Source organism: Paenibacillus artemisiicola, from assembly GCF_017652985.1.
GTDB lineage: Bacteria > Bacillota > Bacilli > Paenibacillales > Paenibacillaceae > Paenibacillus_Z > Paenibacillus_Z artemisiicola.
This window is the reverse complement of record NZ_JAGGDJ010000007.1, coordinates 42007-62932: the sequence shown is the minus strand read 5'-3', so window position 1 is coordinate 62932 and position 20926 is coordinate 42007. Positions and strand designations below refer to the sequence as shown.

General features: G+C 59.7%; 11 protein-coding genes. 9 read left to right on the top strand and 2 right to left on the bottom strand.

The features are described from left to right. Positions 1-225 precede the first annotated feature (225 nt). From I8J29_RS12685 to I8J29_RS12665, 5 genes are all read left to right on the top strand, one after another. Positions 226-7479 (top strand): Ig-like domain-containing protein, encoded by a 7254-nt coding sequence (locus I8J29_RS12685; protein ID WP_208847967.1) that lies wholly within the window; start codon positions 226-228, stop codon positions 7477-7479. Positions 7480-7588: 109 nt separating this feature from the next. After that, a complete protein-coding gene (locus I8J29_RS12680; protein ID WP_208847966.1) occupies positions 7589-8821 on the top strand; it encodes a HupE/UreJ family protein in 1233 nt (410 codons plus the stop codon). Positions 8822-8835: 14 nt separating this feature from the next. Then, positions 8836-9951 (top strand): permease, encoded by a 1116-nt coding sequence (locus I8J29_RS12675; RefSeq protein WP_208847965.1) that lies wholly within the window; start codon positions 8836-8838, stop codon positions 9949-9951. Positions 9952-9965: 14 nt separating this feature from the next. After that, complete coding sequence (locus I8J29_RS12670; RefSeq protein WP_208847964.1) at positions 9966-10904, top strand: TIGR03943 family putative permease subunit; 939 nt, start codon at positions 9966-9968, stop codon at positions 10902-10904. 126 nt (positions 10905-11030) lie between these two features. Continuing rightward, positions 11031-11966, top strand: coding sequence for a cupredoxin domain-containing protein (locus tag I8J29_RS12665; protein WP_208847963.1), 936 nt, complete (start codon positions 11031-11033; stop codon positions 11964-11966). 223 nt (positions 11967-12189) lie between these two features. Here the strand turns inward: I8J29_RS12665 and I8J29_RS12660 are convergent, their stop codons facing one another. Next, positions 12190-13389, bottom strand: a complete 1200-nt coding sequence (locus tag I8J29_RS12660; protein ID WP_208847962.1) for a YibE/F family protein — start codon at positions 13387-13389, stop codon at positions 12190-12192. Positions 13390-13721: 332 nt separating this feature from the next. On the opposite strand from I8J29_RS12660, the gene I8J29_RS12655 reads away from it, so the two are divergent. The 4 genes from I8J29_RS12655 to I8J29_RS12640 all read left to right on the top strand — a co-directional run bounded on the left by I8J29_RS12655 (position 13722) and on the right by I8J29_RS12640 (position 20260). After that, complete coding sequence (locus tag I8J29_RS12655; protein ID WP_208847961.1) at positions 13722-16067, top strand: metallophosphoesterase; 2346 nt, start codon at positions 13722-13724, stop codon at positions 16065-16067. Between the two features lie 74 nt (positions 16068-16141). Continuing rightward, positions 16142-17812, top strand: a complete 1671-nt coding sequence (locus I8J29_RS12650) for an S-layer homology domain-containing protein (protein WP_208847960.1) — start codon at positions 16142-16144, stop codon at positions 17810-17812. Positions 17813-17969: 157 nt separating this feature from the next. Continuing rightward, complete coding sequence (locus I8J29_RS12645) at positions 17970-19064, top strand: HupE/UreJ family protein (protein WP_208847959.1); 1095 nt, start codon at positions 17970-17972, stop codon at positions 19062-19064. A gap of 11 nt (positions 19065-19075) precedes the next feature. Then, a complete protein-coding gene (locus I8J29_RS12640) occupies positions 19076-20260 on the top strand; it encodes a HupE/UreJ family protein (RefSeq protein WP_208847958.1) in 1185 nt (394 codons plus the stop codon). Between the two features lie 191 nt (positions 20261-20451). Here I8J29_RS12640 and I8J29_RS12635 read toward each other — a convergent pair whose 3' ends face one another. Further along, positions 20452-20907, bottom strand: a complete 456-nt coding sequence (locus I8J29_RS12635) for a MarR family winged helix-turn-helix transcriptional regulator (protein WP_208847957.1) — start codon at positions 20905-20907, stop codon at positions 20452-20454. Positions 20908-20926: the final 19 nt, after the last annotated feature.

Below are 20926 nucleotides of genomic sequence, written 5' to 3'. Positions count from 1 at the left end.
AATCTCTTAAGCGGTATCCGCAAAAGTGGTGGTTTATACTTTATACGCTGCATATTTGCTATTTTTCAACATATGTCGGGTTACGATTAACGGGTCGGGTGGATGGGATTGCAGCAGAGGAGTGGGTGGACTGAATTAGCGCAGAAATCGTTTTGATGGCATAGGGCAAAGGTCGTGCGGTCATCAATGGGCATTACATATTTTTAGGGAGCGTGAACCTCGGAAATGCAGTCTTTTATACGTACTAACCGGAAGTGGATCGGGCTGGCGCTGACGTTCGTCTTGCTGGCCGGCATGCTGCTTCCGCAGCCGCGGACGGCGCGCGCGGACGGGGCGCCGGAGTTGTTGGCGCAGTGGAGCAATTTTAACGCCGCGGATGCGACGACGTATTATGCGAACGACGGCATCGCGGCGAACAAGGGGAATCCCGCGACCGTTATCGGCCCCGTAGGATCCACCTTACCGATGTCAGTCGTCGGAACGAGCCCGATTTCGGTCACGTCAAGCGGCTGGTCGGCAGGAACCTCGTACTGGCTGGTGAAGCTCAGCACGACTGGCTACGACAACATTACGCTGTCTTCCGTACAGCAGAGCTCCGCAACGGGGCCGAAAACTTTTTTGCTGGAATACAGCACTGACAATTCGACATGGAAAACGGACGGCGGTACGTATAACGTAGCGAACGATAACACGACAGGCGTTATCAGCAACCATGTGCTGCCAACCGATGTAAACGATTCGCCGACGGTTTATGTGCGCTGGCGAATAGATGCCGCATCTTTAGCGGTCAACGATAAACCGATCGGATCCGGCGGCACGAGCCGAATCGGCAACATCACGGTATACGGCACGCCGATCGGCACCTCGACGCCGGTCAGCGCGACGGGCGTCACGCTCGACAAAGCGGCGCTGACGCTGTCCACGGGAGGCACGGATAAGCTGACGGCTTTCGTTCAGCCGAGCAACGCGACGAACAAAGCCGTTACCTGGACGTCCAGCGACGCCGCGGTAGCGACCGTCGATAACGGTACCGTGACGGCGGTGAGCGTCGGAACGGCGACGATCACGGTCACGACGGCGGACGGCGGCTTCACGGCGACGGCCCAAGTGACGGTCGACGATACGCCGATCGCCGTAACGGGCGTTACGCTCGACAAGAGCAGCCTGTCGCTCGACGCCGGCCAGACGGGCCAGCTGACGGCGACGGTGCAGCCGGCCAACGCGACGAATAAAGCGGTGCAATGGTCATCCGACAACGCCGCTGCCGCCACGGTCGACGGTACCGGCAAAGTAACGGCCGTCGCGCCCGGATCGGCCGTCATTACGGCAACGACGGCTGAGGGGAATTTTACCGCTTCCGCTACGGTTGCGGTATCGACGCCGGCGACGTACACGGCAGGCGACGTCGTCATCAGCCAGCTGTACGCGAACGGCGGCAACGGCGGCGCGTTCTACAACACGAAATATTTCGAGTTGTACAACCGTACGAACCAAGACATCAGCTTCAACAATAAGTGGGCGCTTGTCTATACGTCCGCGGGCAACGGCACTATCGGCAGCGGCTATAAGCTGACCGGGACGATCAAGGCGCACGGCTACTACCTCGTCTCCGGAAGCACGAGCACGACGGGCGGTCCGCTGCCGATCGCGGCCGACCAAGCGGCCGGCTCCGCGCTGAGCCCGAGCGCGAGCGCGGGTGGCATTATCACGCTCGCCTACTCCACGACCGGCCTGACGGATCAGGACGATCCGCGGGCGATCGACATCGTGGCGTTCGGCGACGGTTCGAACAAGAACTTCTCGTTGAAGACCGACCATTGGGGCGCGCCGTTCTACAACGGCAGCATCAAGGGCGGCGCCATCGTACGCAAGACGGATGCGGGTTCGGATCCGCGGCATGCGTTCGGTCTCGGCAACGGTTATTTCAACCGGAACACGGCTAACGACTTTGTCCTGAACGCGCCGGACGTGCAGACCGATCCGAAAGAAATCGTCATTCACAACTCGAAATCGATGACGACGCCGGATGCGTCGAAAATCACGCTCGCCACCGCGGCGGGCAGCGCGACCGTAACGGGCGTCGCGGGCTCCGTGCCGGCATCCGCGTCCGTCCAAGCGTACGTCGTGACGAACGGCGCCGTAACGGCGGCCGGCCAATCCGCGACGGCGGGAGCGGACGGTTCCTTCCACTTGACGTTTAATGACGCGCAAGGCAGCGGAGCCGTCTACGTGACGTACAAGGACGGCGCGCAGCCGGAGAGCTTCTACGCGCATGTCGACGCGGCGCCGGCGGCATCGTCGACGATCGCGAGCATCGACGGCACGGACGCGAACGGCGTTCCGCTGAACGTCGGCTACGCCACGACGATCGAAGGCATCGTAACGTCCGCCAACCAGGCGGTCGGCACGGAGAACGCCAGCTACTACGTGCAGGATAGCACGGGCGGCATTCATGTCGTCAGCGCGCAGGCGCCGGCGGAGACGATTCAACCCGGCCATAAGGTGCTGCTCGAAGGCAAAGTAGCCTTCGCGGCGGGCTCCATGCAGTTCGTGCCGACGACGGTGACGGACGAAGGGATGGACGCTCCGGTGGCCGCGGCTTCCGCATCGGTAGCCGACCTGAGCAGCTCCGCGAAAGCCGAGCCGCTGGAAGGCACCGTGGTTACAGTTCGCGGCAAAGTGACGAACATTCCGGCGAACGGTCCGGAATTCAACGTTACGATCGCCGATGATGCCGGCAACGTGGCTAACGTGAAGATCGCCGCAAACTCGGGCATTGACGTCAATACGGCGGTTTCGCTGGGCGACGCATTCGGCTTCACGGGCATCGTGGAGCAGACCAAGTGGGGTTCGCCATACACAAGCGGCTACTACCTCGCGCCAAGAAACGCGGCGGATATTAAAGGCGACATGCAGTTCAGCCATACGCCGTTGACCAAAGCGTACGTCGGACTGGACATTCCGTTCACCGCGAAGGTCAAATACGCGGATTCCGTAACGCTCTATTATAAGAACGAAGGCGACGCAAGCTTCGCCTCGATTCCGATGGTCGCAACCGACAACCTGAATTACAACGCCAAAATTCCGAAAGAAAACGTGAACGCGGCGAAAGCGAAAGTCCTGTACTACATCGAAGCGGAAACGTCCGGCCAACCGAAGCAAAATTCCGGTACCGCCGCGGAACCGCACGAAGTACCGGTCGTCGAGGATACGGACGGACCGGCGTACTCGAACGAGCAGCCGGCGCCAAGCGATCGGGTCGAGAGCTATCATCCGGCCGTGTCCGTGAACGTCGACGATCCGAACGGCGTCGATACGGCCGCGCTCGCCATCTCGATCGACGGCAAGAACCTGACGTCCAAGGCCGAGCTGTCCGAGACGCAGATCAAGCTGACGCTGACGTCGGATGACGATCTGGCGGTCGGCACGCATACGGTTCAAGTGAGCGGCAAAGACAAGCTGGGCAATGCATCCACGCATTCCTGGACGTTCGAGGTGCTGGAGCGGTTCACCGGCGGCAACCACTACCGGGGGACGACGCACAACCATACGAACATTTCGCATGACGCGCAAGGCACGCCTGAAGACGCGCTGAAGGCAGCGCAGGCGCATGGCTACGATTACTTCGCGTTCTCCGACCATTCGCATGACATCGACGCGAATCTGGTCGGGCAAGACACCGTCGACCATAACGGCATGCCGGAACGGACGGGCGGTTCGGATTGGCAATTGACCAAGGATTTGGCCAACCAATACACGAAGGACGGCAGCTTCGTCGTCTTCCCGGCGTTCGAGATGACTTCGACGACGTGGGGCCACTCCAACGTCTTCGGCACGACGAACTTCATCGACCGCGTACAGAACGGCGGCAAGTACCAAAGCCTGCAAAACTACTACGCATGGACGCTGACCTACGACAACATCGTGGCGCAGTTCAACCATCCGGCGATGGGCGCCAACGCGTTCGACAATTTCATTCCGTACGACAAAAACGTGGACAAGCTGTTCACGATGCTGGAAGTCGGCAACGGCTCGGGCAACTATTCGTACGTGAACGCGGAGAACAAATTCTTCAGCGCGCTCGACCTGGGCTGGCATGTCGCGCCGACGTACGGCGAAGACAACCATGACGGCACATGGGGCCAAACGAAAGAACGCACGATCATCGTCGCGAAAGACCTTTCGCAGGAATCGCTGCTTGACGCGATGCGCAACATGCACGTGTATTTCAGCGAAGATCCGAACGCGCAATTGGACGTCCTGGCCAACGGCTATTACATGGGCGCGACCGTCGATTCGAAGACGCTGAACTTCGACGTGACGGGCAGCGATCCGGTATCCGAGAGCGCCAGCGATCCGAAATACAGCTTCATCAAGACGCCTTCGAACGACAATGTCGCGAAGGTCGAGCTGGTTACCAACGGCGGCCGCGTCATCGACACGTACACGCCGTCCGGCGACAGCGCTTCGTTCAACTGGAAGCCGAGCGTGAACGTGGTCGGCGGCCAGCAATGGTTCGTCATCCGCGTGACGCAGAAGGACGGCGACCGCACGTATTCCGCGCCGATCTGGTCGCCGCAGGATCCGTTGTCCGTGAAGGTCAACGACCTGTCCATCGCGGAAGGCGCGGCCATCGCCGGCGTGCCGGCGACGCTGAAGGCGGGCTTGTCCAACCTCGGCACGATCAGCCTGACGAATTTGACGGCGCATTTCTACTACGACAGCATCGATGCGGAGCATCTGATCGGCGACGCGACGATCGAATCGCTGGCATCGAACCAGAGCGCGACCGCCAGCGTCAGCTGGGCAAACCCGACAGCGGGCGACCATAAGCTGATCGTCGTTCTTGAGGCCGGGGACGGCAACGATCTGGGCGACAACAAATTCGAGCAAGCGCTCAGCGTCAAGGCGCCGCTCGGCATTAAAGTCATGATTGACGCGACGCACAGCAACGAGAATACGACAAGCGACACGGGCACGTACAAAGATAACCTGACGTCCCTGACGCTGACGCTGAAGCAGCAAGGGTACACGGTCATCGAGAATAAAACGGCTTTGACCGCCTCGCTTCTCGCCGACGTCGGCGTTCTCGTGGTCACGCACCCGAGCACGGAGTACACGCCGGCCGAAATCGACGTGCTGAAAACGTACGTCCAAGGCGGCGGCTCGCTCCTGATGAGCGAGAAGAGCAATTACAACGGCACGCCGCAAAACTTGAACAGCCTGCTCGCAGGCATCGGCTCGGGCATGCTCGTGAACAACGACGGCGTCTTCGACGAGACGAAGGAGGGCAACTTCTGGTCGACGCCGCTTACCTCGAACTTCTCGCTGCGCCTGCACAATTCGCCGGTCGCTAGCGGGGTGACGGACTTCATTCCGCTGCTCGACTTCTACAGCGGTTCGAGCTTGGCCGCCAATGACGGCAGCGGCGGCAAGAAGGCGCTGACCGACAGCGATACCGTGACGATTCTGGCGCGCGGCAACGAGACCACATTCCAGGATAGTCCACAGGTGAAGTCGGATACGTATCCGTACAACGTCTATACTTCGAACGGCAAGAACGGTCCGGCGCTGACGGACGTCAAGGGCGGCTCGGTCATTCCGCTCGTGGCTTCCGAACAGATCGGCAAAGGCCGCATCGTGCTGTCGGGCATGAACATTTTCAACGACAAGCAGATGACGCAGAACGACGGTCCGACGAACAATATTCCGTTCTCCGTCAACGTCGTCAACTGGCTTACGAATCGCGAACCAAAAGTCATGCCGATCAACGAAGTACGCCAGCAGCCGGAAGGCACGAGCGTCGTGATCGAAGGGCAAGTGACGACGACGGCGTTCTATGATTCGGCTTACATTCAGGATGCGTCCGGCGGCGTCGTCGCGTTCGGCGAAGTGCCGGCAGACTCGCTGAAGCTCGGCGATACGGTTCGCGTCTACGGCAAGATCAGCACCTTCGAGAACGACAAGGAGCTGGTATTCGATAGGTTCGCGAACAGCATCGTGGTGCTGAAGTCGGGCACCCCGGTGGAGCCGAAGAACGTTTCGACGGCGGACTCGGTGTCCGACGCCTACCAGGGTCAACTGGTCCAAGTGTCGGGCACGGTCAAAGAGATCAAGGATAGCAGCACGTATATCATCGACGACGGCTCCGGCGACGTCACCGTCTTCGTGGACGGCTACATCGTTAATCAAAGCGGCGTGCAAGTACCGGCTATGCAGGTCGGCGACACGCTGAAGGCTATCGGCTTGAGCGGCAAATACTCGCTGGGCAACCGAATTCGCGTACGGGACAGCCGAGAGCTGTCGGTGACCCCGGCTGGCGGCAGCGACACGGGCGGCGGCTACATCCCGCCGGTCACGACGCCTCCGGCAACGACGACCTACACGGTCACGGCCGGAAGTCTGACGGATAACGGCAGCGGCGCCAAGTCGGTTACGCTTCCGGCAGGCACGCAGGAAGTCAAGCTGGGCGCGGATCTCGCGAATACGCTCAAAGGCGGCAGCCTCGCGCTGAACGCGGGCGACCTCGCGCTGACCGTTCCGGGCGATCTGCTCCAAGCGCTGATCGGCAAAGTGCCGGCGGACGCGCAAGGAAGCAGCACGATTTCGCTGCAGCTCATGCCGCTGACAAGCGAAGAAGCGGCGCAGGCGATCGCGAAGGGCGAAACGTCCTCCGGGGCGGACCTGAAGCCGGCGGGAGACATCTACGCGTTCCGTCTGACCGTTACGACGGCGGACGGCAAGACGACGGAACTCTCGACCTTCGGCCAGCCGATCACGATTAAGCTGAAAGTCGGCGCAGGCGTCGATCCGGCCCTTGCAGGCGTGTATTACATCGCCGATGACGGCAAGCTGGAATTCATCGGCGGCACGTACAAGGACGGCTACATGACGGCGCAAATCAGCCACTTCAGTCAATACGCGGTACTCGAATACGACAAATCGTTCAGCGACGTTCCGGCGACGTACTGGGCCGCGGACGTCATCCGCGAGCTGACGGCGCAGCACATCGTCAATGGCACGAGCGCGAGCGCGTTCGAACCGAAGCGCAGCGTCACCCGCGCGGAATTCGTCGCGCAGCTCGTTCGCGCGCTGCACCTGACGGAGAAGGGACAAGCCTCCTTCGCGGACGTGAACGCGTCCGACTGGTTCGCGGACGACGTGTCCATCGCGGTTCAAGCCGGCATCGTACAAGGCAAGAGCAGCACGGCGTTCGATCCGAACGCGTCGATCGCGCGCGAGGAAATGGCCGTCATGCTGATGCGCGCTTACGCGCATGCGGGCGGCAGCACGCCGGCCGGCTCCGATGGCATGGCGTTCAAGGACCAAGCGAAGATCGCGCCTTGGGCGGTATCGTACGTGAACGCGGCGGCTTCGCTGCACCTCGTGCAAGGACACGGCGCGGGCAGCTTCGATCCGAAGGGCATGACGACCCGCGCCGAAGCGGCTCAAATCGTGTACAACCTGCTTCATCGCTAAGGCACGAACGACAATCGCATCGACAGCTTAGATCCAAGCAACACGCAACAGGAGGATGCCGCTCGCGAGCGGCATCCCTGTTGTCTTTAATAAGGAGGAGAATGACGGAATGCACGTATTGCGCACGATGCGTATGCTGGCCGTGATCTTGACCGCGGCGGCGCTCGCGTTCTTGACGGTCCCCTGGAAGGCGGAGGCTCACGCATACAGCGCCGGCTACACGACGCTCGACCTCACCCGCGCGAGCACGGAAATGACCTATTCGCTCGACGAGCTGTCGGTCATCGAGCTGGTCGGCGGGGACGTCAACAAGAACGGCATGCTGGAACAGGAGGAGTTCGACGCCGTCAAACATTCGCTCATCGCGCTGCTGCAAACAAGCATCGCGATCAAGATCGGCGGCGTCTCGACGCCGTGGACGAAGGTCGTCAGCTGCGTGCTTGACCGGCAGGGCGACGCCACGAAAGCGATTCTGAAGGCTTCGTACCCGCCCGTCGGCTCGGGTCAGCCGATCGCCATGACGGACCGGCTGTACGAGCAAACCAAAACCTCGTCCACGTACGTGGACTTGTTGACCATCAATTACGGCAAGCAGAAGAGCACCGCCGCGCTGTCGGGCGACAACCGCTTATGGGCGATGCAGATGACGGAAACCGAGTACGGGGATCTGCCGCAGGACGCAAGCGCGCTGACGGCGGGGAACGATCAGCCGGCCAAGCCGGACGCGAACGGCCAAGCGAACGCCGCAGCTCAGCCGGGCGAGGCTTCCGGAACGGACGCGGCGGCGGAATCGCCGACCTCGGGCTGGCTGTCCTTCTTCAATCTCGGCATCCATCATATATTGGGCGGTTACGATCACCTCTTGTTCCTCTTCTCGCTGCTCATCGCGAGACAATCGTTCAAGCAGTACGCTTCGATGATCACCGCGTTCACGGTCGCGCACAGCATCACGCTCACGCTGACGGTGCTCGGCATCATCGACGTGTCGCCGCGGATCGTCGAACCGGCGATCGCGCTCAGCATCTGTTACGTGGCCGTCGACAACATGGTCCGCGGCCAGGTCAGCTACCGCTGGGTGCTGACGTTCCTGTTCGGCCTGATCCACGGCATGGGCTTCGCGGACTTGCTGAAGGAGATGTCCTTGCCGAAGAGCGAGCTCGCGGTCGACCTGATCAGCTTCAACCTCGGCATTGAGGCCGTGCAGCTGTCGCTCGTCGCCCTGCTGCTCCCGCTGCTGTACCTGCTGCATAAATGGCAGTACGCCCGGCGTGCCGTCATGGCCGGTTCCGCGGCCGCGCTCGTGCTCGGCGCCGTCTGGCTCGCGGAACGCGTATTCGTCTAGGAGGAAGAATCGTCATGCAAACGACCGTAACGGCCGCCAAGCCGCGGCGGGGGAGCGGCAATGCCGTCATCGCCGCCTCCGTCGCGATCATCGTCGCGCTGTATTTGCTCTCGAAGCTGTCGCCCGGCGCCGTGTTCCAGAACCAAAAGCTGCAAATCATCAAGATGATGTTCATCAGCGTCATCATCGAGGCGCTGCCGTTCATTCTCGTCGGCGTCATCGTCTCGGCGCTGCTCGAGGTATTCGTGCCCGAGCGGACGATCCGCCGGCTCATTCCGCGGAATCCGCTGCTCGGCATCGTCGCGGCCAGCTTCATCGGCATTATTTTCCCGATCTGCGAATGCGGCATGGTGCCGGCGATTCGCAGGCTGATCGCGAAGGGCATGCCCTTGTACGCCGCGACGACGTTTCTGGTCGTGGGCCCGATCTTGAATCCGATCGTCTTCTGGTCCACGCTCACGGCGTTCCGGGGCAAGCCGGAGATCGTCTGGTCGCGGATGGGACTCGCGTTCCTGACGGCGGTCGTCATCGGCCTGATCGTGCACCGGTTCGTGAAGACCGATCAGTTGAAGCCGGTGCCGGGCGGCAAGCGCGATCACGGACACGACCATGACCGCGCGCACGACCATCACCACGACCACGACCATCCTCACGCGCACGACCATCATCACAACCATGCGCATGAAGCGGCCCCTCCCCGCAGCCTGGCCGCCCGGAGCCTGAACAAGCTGACGGACGCCATGAGCCACGCGATCGGCGAGTTTTTCTCGATGGGCAAATACCTCATAATCGGCGCGCTGCTCGTGGGCGTGCTGCAGGCCTTCGTGACGCGGAGCAGCCTGGAAGCGCTCGGACACGGCCCGGCTGGCTCGAACCTCATCATGATGGGGCTGGGCTTCCTGCTGTCGCTCTGCTCGACGTCGGACGCGTTCGTCGCGCAGTCGTTCACGACGACCTTCGCGTCCGGCGCGCTCGTCGCGTTCATGGTGCTCGGCCCGATGCTGAACCTGAAAGGGCTGCTGATGATGACCGCGGTGTTCAAAACCCGCTTCGTGCTGCTCTACGCCGCGCTCGCCGCCGGATTCGTCTATGCCGGCACGTGGGCGCTCGGCCAATTCGTATTGCCATGAGAGGAAGTCGTGCCATGAACGCGAGCCGAATCGCGCCGCTGCTGCATCATGTCGTCCGACTGGCGATTCTGCTCGGGCTGACCGCCTACGTCGCCTATCTGTCGGCCACCGGGCAAATTCTGCTCTTCATCGCGCCGCAGCTCGTCAAATACGTCGATCTCGCCGCCGGCTGCATGGCGCTCTTCATGCTCGGCCAGCTGTACCTGCTGATCCGCTCCTTCCGGGCGCCCGCGGCAGCCTGGGACTGCGGCCACGGCCACGACGACCATGGGCACAGCCACGACGACCATGGGCACAGCCACGAGCCCGCAGGCGGTCCCGTGAAGAACGTGCTGGTATACGGTCTGTTCGTTCTGCCGCTGCTGCTCGGACTGCTGCTGCCGAACGAAGCGTTCGCCGGGTCGCTCGCGCACAACAAGGGGATGAACCTCGGCGTCTTCACCGGGAGCGGCATGCCGGCGGATCTGGCGCGGCTGGACGGGACCGAGGATCCCGACCTGAAGCAGCTCTTCCGCTCGGATACGTATAACCGGGATTACGCCAAGCTCGGCATGCTGCTGTACAAGCAGGATACGATCGCGATGAGCGACGAATGGTTCATCGAGAAACTGCAGGCGATGAATACGTTCGCCGACAATTTCCAGGGGAAGAAGCTGCAAATCCGCGGGTTCGTCTACCGGGAGGACGGGCTGGCGGCCAATCAGCTCATTATCGGCCGTATGGCCATGACGCACTGCATCGCGGATATTTCGCCGTACGGCATTATCGCCGAAGCGGACAACGCGGGGGGCTACGCCAACGACTCGTGGGTGACGCTGACCGGCACGCTGGCGACCGCGACCTACCACGAGCAGAAGGTCGTCAAGCTGATGATCGAAAGCGCGGAGCCGGCGTCGGCGCCGGAAATCCCGTACGTGTACCCGGACTGGGACTTCGGCAAGAAATTGAAGTGAGTGCTTGCAAGTCATGCGAACCCTTGCATCGGAACCAAATAACCGAAGTGAAAACGGAATGGAAACGGGACACGGAAATCGGCCGTTCCGGCGAGAATTTCGAAACGGGACGGAGAGATGAATGCCATGCTGTTTAACGCGGGGAGCCTGCTGGTGGTCGGGCTGATCGAACTGTACTTCAACTTCCTCGGCTATCAAAAACGAACCGTAAGGCCGCGGCGCGCCGGACTGCGCGAGGCGGTTCTGTCCGCTGTCGCGGCGGGACTCGCCTTCGGCGCCATCCTGGCGCAGTCCTTCGACCTGCGGCTCGCCGCGCTTCTGGGACTCGCGGCGCTGTTCGGCGCGGTTGCCGGCGCCACGGGCGGCGCGGCGTACGGCGCGCCTTCGGCCGTGACCGGCGGGCTCGCCGGCGTGCTTGCCGGCCTAGCCGGCACGGTGCTCGGAAGCCTGTTCTTCGGCTCCGGCACGGTCGTCCTCGTGACGGCGCTGCTGTTCGCCGGCTGCGCCTTCCTCATTCAGCGCGCGGCGGATCAGGCGCCCGCCGAGCGCGGCACCGCGGCGGCCGGCAAGGCCCGCCGCCGCGCCGCTGCCAACCAGGCCGGCCGCCGCGCGAAGACCGGCGCTGTCACCGCAGCGGCCGCCAAGCCGTCCTACCGCGGCAGCATCGTCCTCGGCGCCTGCGCCGTGGCGCTGTTCGCCGGCGCCCTGCTGCTGCAGGACCGCCTGCAGCTCGGCGGCATCGGCCAGCCGCAGACGCAGGTCGCCGCGATGGACGACGCGAACGACATGCAGGTCGCCACGATCGACGTCACCGGTGCCGGCTTCGCGCCGAAGGTGACCGAATTTCAGGCGAACGCCATGATCAAGGTCGTGTTCAACGTCAAGGCGAGCGCCGGCAGCGGGCTCAAGATCGTGTCCAAGGATCTGAACTTCAGCGCCGACGTGAAGCCGGGCCCAAACATCTTCCTGCTCAACAATCCGCAGCCCGGCGAGTATGCGATCGAAGTCGACGGCAAAGGCAAGGCCGGCACGTTCACGGTCAAGCCGGCCGTCAAGCTGTAAGAGAGGCCCATGCCTGACGGGCATCCCGCGGCCCGAGCGATTCGGCTGGCGCCTTGCAGGGACTGCTCGCTTGGAATCGGCACCGCCAATAACCGCATGAAAAAGGAACAAGTCATGAAGTCGACGTGTTCCTTTTTTGCATGGTTTGAAGTTGGCCGGTTAGCCGGTTGAATAAAGTTGCTCCATTGATATGGTGTCCGGTTATGCATGCTGCCCGGTCCGTTTAAAGCTGCCCGCTCACTTGAAGCTTCTCGGCGCCGGGCGTAACCGCGGCCGGGAGCTTCTCGTACTTTGGAATAATGCGGGAGGACACGAACGCGACGGCAGGCACGAGGAGCACGATGCCGATGCACCCGCTCATGCCCAGGATGACTTCAATGCCGATCAGATTCATGTTCAGCATTTGGGCAATGGACGTTCGCAGCGCGTAGATGATAATGAGCGAACTGAGCGCGCTGCCCGTGAACGCCAGGATAAGGGTGGATGCCATCGTGCCCATCATGTCGCGTCCGACATTAAGGCCGGCGAGATATAAGGCTTTCTTGCCGATATTCGGGCTGGCGAGATACACCTCGTGAACGGCTGCCGCGATCGAGATGCTGACGTCCATCATCGCGCCCAACGAAGCGAGCAGAATGCCCGCGAACAGCAGATCCTTCAACTGCAACCCGGTGTTGTGCGAGATAGTCACGAGCGACTCTCCGCTATCGATGTTATACCCCGTAATATGCGCCATGTTTCCGGCAATATAGGCGATGAGGCCGGCCACCGTCACGCCGATCATCGTGCCGACGATCGCGGACCAGGTCTTCGAGCTCCACCCGTTTAAGAGCACGAGCGTGACGAACGTAGCGAGAATGACGATCAGCACGGCCGCCAGAATCGGAGAATACCCGCGATAAATCATGGGGATGAACAAATAGACGATGCATGCGAACGTGAAGATGATGCCGAGGACGGAGAGCAGTCCTTTTTTGCCTCCGACCGCCCAAAGCGCCGCAAAGAACAGCAGGACCAACCCGAGGATGACGGGAGCTTTATAGTTGCTGTAGACGAAAACCTCGTATTCCTTCGTCGAAGCCGTATCCACGTTGACGACGGCCGTCGAGCCGGCTTTGAATATATTGTGGTTGTACAAGCTGACATAATTCGTGACCGAACGCACTTCGCCCTTATGCTCGCCGGACAGAATCTTCACCTCCAGCTGCTGCGTGCCGGTTCGAAGATTGAGCTGATCGGGGCTTTGTTCCAATTGCTCGTCGACGATCTTCAATACTTTTGCCGTTTCGTATTTGGAATCCGCGACGCCCGACTGGAGATATTTCACCTCGGGTGCCCGGTGGAACGCATAAATGGAAACGCAGATGATCAGCAGGGCCAGCAGGGAGAGCGCCGTTCTGGTCGTCGTCTTCGATAATTTCATAGGCTACCTCCGAATGAATAGAATGCGCGAACGGCTCAAATACACTACCCAATCTATCGTATTGGCTGAAAATGCACAAGGAGCTCAAATATGTTATTTTCGTAAGCCGGCAGCCTGAATTCCAAGCCTAGTCTGGCCTAGCGAGAGACGAAAAACCGAACCCGCGGGGCAAAGCCTTTACGCCCGAACTACTGCCTTATTATCGCAGAAATATACAATAATTTACATAAGTTACACTTCATGCAGAAAGCGATTTAACAGTTCGACCTTACACTTTAATCGTCGGGCTCATCGAGTCCGCAAAATAGGGTAAGGGGAGTGTTGGTATCTCAATGTTCAGCAAAGGCAAGAAAAAGCAAGTCACGAAGATAGGTTCGCTGCTCCTATCCTCGATGCTGGCCGTATCGATTTTGCCGGCTAGCGCGCTTGGCGAAGGAACGGACGGCGCGCAAGCGGCCGTCGAAGCGCAGGCCGCTTACACGGCCAAGGCCATTTCGCTTTCCCCGGGTTCGGACGTGTCGCAAGTGAACTTCGCTTGGTACTCTTCCGTCGATCCGGCCGCCGCCGTCGTTCAGATGGCGAAAGCGTCGGATTTGGTCAACGGGACCGATTTTCCGGCTGCCGACAAGATTCTGACCTTCAGCGGCACGACTTCCGCGGCGGTGACGGGATTCAATTCCAACAAAGTAACGGCAACGGGGCTTGAGCCGAACACGCAATACGCGTATCGTTTCGGAGACGGCACGGACGCGAACTGGAGCGCGGCTTCCAATTACAAGACGCCGAATCCGGACAGCTACACGTTCATGTACGTCGGCGACCCGCAAATCGGCGCGAGCGGCAACGCGGCCACGGACGGCATCGGCTGGCAACGAACCATGCGAATCGCGAAACAAAACTTCCCGAACATCGACTTCGTCATGTCCGGCGGCGACCAGGTCGACACGGGAACGTCCGAGGCGCAATACGATCTGTATTTGAGTCCCGATCAGCTCAAGAATATTCCGGTCGCGACCACCGTCGGCAATCACGATACGAACATCAATTACCAGTATCACTACAACGTGCCTAACCTGACGACCCTGGGCGGTCAAAAAGTAGGCAACGACATCGTGAACGGCGATTACTCGTATACGTACGGCGACGCGCTGTACATGGTACTGAACTCCAACAGCTCCAGCACCGCGGACCATGCCGTGTTCATGAGACAAGCCGTAGCCGACCATCCGGATACCAAATGGCGATTCGTGACGCTGCATCATGACATCTACGGCGCCGGCTCGGCTCACTCGCAATCCGATTCGCTGGATAGAAGACTCTATCTGCAGCCGGTCATCGACGAGCTTGACATCGATCTGGTGTTCACCGGTCATGACCACTCGTACGCGAGATCGTACCCGCTGTACAACAACAACGTTCAGACGCAATTCAAGGACGGAGAAGGCAACGACATCAACCCGACGGGCACGTCCTACTTCACGGCAAACTCCGCGAGCGGCAGTAAATACTACGATCTGGCGCCGGTAGCGGAATATTACTCCGAAGCGCGGATCCAGCACCGCAAGACATCGTTCTCCACGGTTACCGTAACCCCGACGACCTTCACCTACGATACATACGAAATCGAGACGGACGACAGCCTCACGAAGATCGACTCCTACAACGTGCTGAAAAAACCGGAAGACGCGAAGGTGTACGCCAAAGCGGAAGATAAATCCAGCGTGTACTACGCGATCAAGAACGCGAACGCCGTGAAAGACCTGGACGTGACGTTCAAGTTCGACAGCGCGAAAGCGAAGTTCAAGGAAGCCGCCTTGACGACGCCGGACGCGGGCAGCTTCGTCGTCGACAGCGGCACGGCGGGAGAAGTCAACATCAAGGCGACGCTCGCGAATCCGATTCACACGGTGGATTACGCGGACGTCATCAAGCTGACCTTCGAAGCGCCGACCGGTCAAAAGTCCGCCGTCACGAACGTCGAGCTGACGAAATCCAACCTCACCACCTTGAATAAACACAAGGCGAAGGTTTCCACGGTCGAAGCGAATACCGCTCCGATTACGGTGACGAATCAGCCGAACGTCAAAGTGTACGCGAAGAAGAGCACGATCATCGCGGAGCTGGCGAACAAGGCGGAATTCTATCTGGCCCTGAGCAACACGGACGACGTGAACGCGCTGGACGTGACGTTCCGCTATGACAGCACGAAGTTTAAATTGCTGACGCCCGAGCTGATCGGCCAGGACGACGACATCCAAGCCTTCGACGATACGAACGGGACCGTACGGTTCCTCGCGGGCTTCACGAAGCCGATTACGTCGGAGGGCTACACGGACGTCGTGAAGCTGACGCTGGAACCGCTCAGCGTATTCAACCGCTTCCTGCAAGCCGACATCGAGCTGGACAAAGTATCCACGGCTTCGAAGGGAATCAACACGGAAGTCCTGAACAACGCGGAGGATAAGACGGCCTCGATCCTCATGCGCACGTATAAAGACCTTGTGGACGTGAACGAAGACACCAAAGCGGACGTCGGGGACCTTTCCTTCGCGACCGAGTACTACAGACTGACTTCCGCCGATACGAATTGGCCGGGAGCAAAGCGGGCCGACGTCGTCGAAGACAGCGTGATCGACACCGCAGACTTAACCTTGATCATGAACCACATCCTACACTAATACTAAGGAAGTAAACGGGCGGGAGAAGACCTTGCGTCTTCTTCTGCTCCTTACTAACCGGGGAGTCTAAACTCATGAAAATAAAATGGTTAGCCGCACTCTTGGTCATCTGCTGCCTCAGCTTCCAGGCATCTGCCTATGCGTCAGCCGATCAACATATTCAATCCGTGGACTTCTCGCAATCGAGCATTGCGGTCGCTAGCAACGCCAACGCTTTTTCCGTCGATATTCTCTTGGACAATAACGCCCCGTTCAGCACCGCCGAATTCGGTCTCCGTTTGGACGGCGTCAAGATTCAATCCGTCACCCTCGGCAGCGCGACGGCCGCCAGCTCCAAAGTAGGCCCGAAAGAAAGCAACGGCGTGACGTACTTCGGTTTCTATGATCTGGCCAATAAATACAACGGGAAAATAAACGCCGCCACGATCACGTTCGAATATACGGGCAGCGCCCCGGCGACCGTCACCCTTGCGGAAACGAAAGTAACGGCGCTGACGACGGACGGCTATGTCAGCTCCGAAACCGCGCAGCCGAATAAAGCGCTGCACGTCACGCGCAATGAAGGCGGCACGTCGAACCCGGGCGGTTCAACGGGTACGACGCCTCCTCCGGTTAACGACAGCCTGTTCGTGCTGAACAGCCAAGACGCGCTCGTCGCGCTGGACCAAGCCAAGCCGGACAAGAATAACGTCAAGGTCGTTACCCTCGACGCCTCCAAAGTGAAGCCGGACGACAAGGGTCAAATGTCGGTTGAACTGCCTTACTTCCTGCTCGATGCGTCGGAGAAGCGGACGGTGGCGATCGTGACGCCGTTCGGAACGTTCAAGCTGCCGTCCAACGTCCTGACGAAGGAACAAGCGGCGAATGCCAATACGCTGACGCTCGTCGTGCAGAAGCAGGATGTCTCCCTCTTGTCGAACGAGGTACGGACGCAGGTCGGCAACCATCCGGTGTTCGAGCTTCATTTCTTGGTTAACGGACAAGCGATCGAGTGGAAGAACGACGCGGTCTCCGTGGCCGTATCGATTCCTTACGCGCCGACGGCGGACGAGGCGAAGGACGGCAACAAGTTGGTCGTGTATTATATCGACGGCCAGGACCAACTGCATGCGGTCGCCAACAGCACGTATAACGCGCAAACCGGCAGCATCCAATTCGCGACCAGCCATTTCAGCCGCTACGGCATCGCGTTTGCCCGGAAGAGCTTCACGGACATTCAAACCTCTTGGGCGAAGAACGAGATCGAAGCGCTTGCCGTTCGCGACATCATTACCGGCATGACGGCAACGACGTTCGCGCCAGCGGCGAACATGACGAGAGCGGACTTCACCAAGCTGCTCGTGGGCGTGCTGGGCGTGAACGCGCAGAATCAAGGCGCGGGATTCAGCGACGTCCCGTCGACGGCGTATTACTATGAAGCGGTCATGACGGCGAAAGCGGTCGGCCTTGTCAGCGGATCCGGCGACAACAAGTTCAACCCGAAATCGCAGATTACCCGGCAGGAAATGATCGCCCTGATGGATCGCGCGTTGACGATCGCGGGCAAGGCGCTTTCGGAGAAAGCCTCGCTCGCCGCGTTCAGCGACGCGAAGCAGGTGGCGGCGTACGCGGCGGACAGCGCGGCGAAGCTCGTCGCGGCAGGGATCGTCAGCGGCAGCAACGGCAAGCTCAGACCGCTGGATAACTTGAAGCGCGACGAAGCGGCCAAAGTCCTGTATGCCATCTTTACGCGGTTGCACGCTTAAGAGGCGAATAGAGGACGGGCAAGTTCCATCTAGACGATCGAGAAGGAACAAGTCATAGCGTCGACTTGTTCCTTTTTTGAATGATTCGCCGCGAGCTCCTTGCCGGAACCTGCGCAGGGAGATGCCGAAGTCGATTTCAGTTCATCAGGAGGCGGACATGCGAAGCAGACGAGGCAGGCTTATCGGATTGACAGCTCTTTTTCTATTGTTTTTATTGGGCTTGTTTCCCAGGGTTACATCCGCGCATGATAACGTAAGCATCGCGTTCACGGATATTTCGATGAAAGGGCATGCCATTCAAGTGATCTTGCAAATGGATATGTACGACATCCGGGTAGAGGCGACTCCGGAGGAGCCGGATGTAGGGGACCTGACGCCGGAAGCGTACGCCCGGTTCGTGAACGAGCTGCAGGCTCCCGTGGAGAAGTACTTATTGGCCAATCTGCAGCTATACGCCGATGATTTACCGCTCAAGGGAAAATTAACGCGGCTGAGCCAAGTGGAGATCAAGGATCAGAACCAGCCCTTTGCGGAAGCGGTGCTGGAGTTCCCGGTCGCGAATACGCCGCATAAATTCGAAATGGATTACGATATGGTCTTCCAGCGCGATCCCTATCATGTCAACTATGTCAACGCGGCGCTCGGAGAGTTGAAAGCCAATGCCGTGTTCGTCGCCGAGTCGCACGAGATGCGAATCGGAGACATGAGCGCGCCCTATACGCTGGAGCACTTTTCCTTGCTTGGGCTTAAGCAAGCGTTGAGCTTGTTTGAAGCGATTCTATTCATCGCGTTATTGATCATCGGCCGCCGATCCTTCAAGCAGCTAGCGATCGCGCTAGCCGTATTTTGGGGCGCGTATACCCTGACGTTCGTCTTGGCCGGCTTGCGGCCGCTGGACTTGTCCGGCGCTTTCCTTCCGTTCATGCTCGCGTTCAGCGTCGTTATCGTCGCGCTGTATACCCTGCGCGGCAAGCAAAAAACGCTCTATCCATGGCTGGCGGGAGGGTTCGGCCTGTTCTACGGCGCGGGTTACGCGGAAGGTCTGGCGGGGTTGAAGGCGGACGGAGGAACGAACATCGTGCCCGTGCTGGCCTATATGGCGGGAATCGGCGTCGCGTTAGCCGTCATTGCCGCGCTCCTCTACCTGTTGCTTCAATACGCATGGAAGGCGAAGAGCTTCGTTCCCCGGATGTCAAAGGTTATCTTGCCGTTCGCCATCGTTTGGTTGGTTGTCAAACTATTCGTCTACTAAGGAGATCCATCATGTTTCGTATCCGAACCGCAACGCGAATTTCCATCGTGCTGTCTATGCTAGCCTTCCTGCTGCTTCCTCTCGGACATGCGGACGCGCATGCCTACAGCGCCGGCTATACGACGTTAACGCTGACGAAAGCGAACGTCGAGATGACGTACGCGCTGGACGAGCTTTCGGTCATCGAGCTGACGGCGGGCGACGCGAACCAGAACGGAACGCTGGAGCCGGAAGAGTTCGACGGGGTGAAGGATTCGTTTTTGGCGCTCCTGCAGCAGGATATTCAATTGACGATCGACAACGTGCCGCAGGAGTGGTCCCAGATCGAAAGCTATGCGTTGAAACGCGAAGGCGATGCGACGAAGCTGTTCCTGACGATCGAGTTCCCGCCCGTATCGGCTTCCCGGTCGATCGCGTTAACGGATCATCTCTACTTAAGCGATAAAGTGACGGCCAATTACGTGAATCTGGTCAAGATCAATTACGGCAAACGCGAAAGCACGTCCGCCTTGTCCGGCAAGTACCGCGTATGGTCGATGAAGCTCTCGGAAAGCGATTATGCGGCGCTCCGGCAAGATCCGCGCTCGCAGGCGGATGGCAATAGCTCGGCATCCGGCGGTACGGAAAGCCCGGACGGAGCGGCGCATGCTTCCGGCTGGTTTTCGTTCTTTACCTTGGGCATGGGTCACATATTAGGCGGGTACGATCATCTCTTATTCCTGTTCTCGCTGCTGATCGCCAGGCAGACGTTCAAGCAGTACGCGAAAATGATCACGGCCTTCACGATCGCGCACAGCATCACGCTGACGTTGACGGTGCTCGGCCTCATCAACGTGCCCGCATGGTTCGTAGAGCCCGCGATCGCGCTCAGCATTTGCTACGTGGCGGTTGAAAATATCGTGCGGAAAAAGGTCAGCTACCGGTGGGTCTTAACCTTCTTGTTCGGACTCATTCACGGGATGGGCTTTGCCGACATTTTGAAAGAAATGGAGATTCCGAAAGGCGAGCTGGCGATAGACCTAATCAGTTTCAATCTCGGGATCGAAACGATTCAAATCGGCTTGGTCGCGCTGGTGCTGTTCCCGCTCGTCCTGCTGCATCGCTGGAAATTCTCGAGGCGGGCCGTGACGGCGGGCTCCGCGATCGCCCTGATCCTAGGCGCCTATTGGTTAATCGACCGCATCGTCGTCCTATAAGCACGCATGCTTTTGCCGATACGAACGAAGAGACGCCGGGGCGAGCCCGAGCGTCTCTTTAGGTTAGCGATAGGTTCCATCATAGACATGGTCTATGGCTTCTGTAAAATCTATGCATTCGTTCGCAGAGGAGCTTTCGTAGTATAGTGGTACTAGCCTTCGGGCCAAGCCGGGAGCTTATACGGTTGTTGTCATTTTTCTCCTTCTCGATTATTAAAATAATGATAAGCTTTCGTAAGCAGCTCCGCCAGCTGCCGGCTTTCGTCCTGGCCCAGATCGTCGATCAGGCCGCCGAGCGAGTCCCGGATGTACAGCTCGGCCGATTTGGCGACCTCCTTGCCTTTGCCCGTCAGCCCGATGCCGACGGAACGCCGGTCGTCCGGATCGACGGTGCGCTCGATCAGATTCTCCTCGATCAGCTTCTTGATGAGCTGCGTGACCGTCGGCGTCGTCACGAGCAGCCGTTTGCTGAGATCGGAGATGCGCGGCTTGGGATTGCCGTTGTTCTCGTACTCCATGATGCAGAAGAGGATGCGGATGTCGCTGCGCGTCAGGCCGTTGACCGGCTTCTCCCGCCACTCGGCTTTGGCGAACAGGATGAAGGCGTCCCGCAGCCGCTGTATGATGTCTTGTCGGTTGTCGTTCATGGCGTGCATGCTCCTATCG

Excerpts from the sequence above, each read along its gene's own strand:
- I8J29_RS12665 (WP_208847963.1), top strand. The coding sequence starts at position 11,031 with ATGCTGTTTAACGCGGGGAGCCTGCTGGTGGTCGGGCTGATCGAACTG.
- I8J29_RS12675 (WP_208847965.1), top strand. The coding sequence starts at position 8,836 with ATGCAAACGACCGTAACGGCCGCCAAGCCGCGGCGGGGGAGCGGCAAT.
- I8J29_RS12685 (WP_208847967.1), top strand. The coding sequence starts at position 226 with ATGCAGTCTTTTATACGTACTAACCGGAAGTGGATCGGGCTGGCGCTG.
- I8J29_RS12670 (WP_208847964.1), top strand. The coding sequence starts at position 9,966 with ATGAACGCGAGCCGAATCGCGCCGCTGCTGCATCATGTCGTCCGACTG.
- I8J29_RS12635 (WP_208847957.1), bottom strand. The coding sequence starts at position 20,907 with ATGAACGACAACCGACAAGACATCATACAGCGGCTGCGGGACGCCTTC.
- I8J29_RS12680 (WP_208847966.1), top strand. The coding sequence starts at position 7,589 with ATGCACGTATTGCGCACGATGCGTATGCTGGCCGTGATCTTGACCGCG.
- I8J29_RS12660 (WP_208847962.1), bottom strand. The coding sequence starts at position 13,389 with ATGAAATTATCGAAGACGACGACCAGAACGGCGCTCTCCCTGCTGGCC.
- I8J29_RS12640 (WP_208847958.1), top strand. The coding sequence starts at position 19,076 with ATGTTTCGTATCCGAACCGCAACGCGAATTTCCATCGTGCTGTCTATG.
- I8J29_RS12655 (WP_208847961.1), top strand. The coding sequence starts at position 13,722 with ATGTTCAGCAAAGGCAAGAAAAAGCAAGTCACGAAGATAGGTTCGCTG.
- I8J29_RS12645 (WP_208847959.1), top strand. The coding sequence starts at position 17,970 with ATGCGAAGCAGACGAGGCAGGCTTATCGGATTGACAGCTCTTTTTCTA.
- I8J29_RS12650 (WP_208847960.1), top strand. The coding sequence starts at position 16,142 with ATGAAAATAAAATGGTTAGCCGCACTCTTGGTCATCTGCTGCCTCAGC.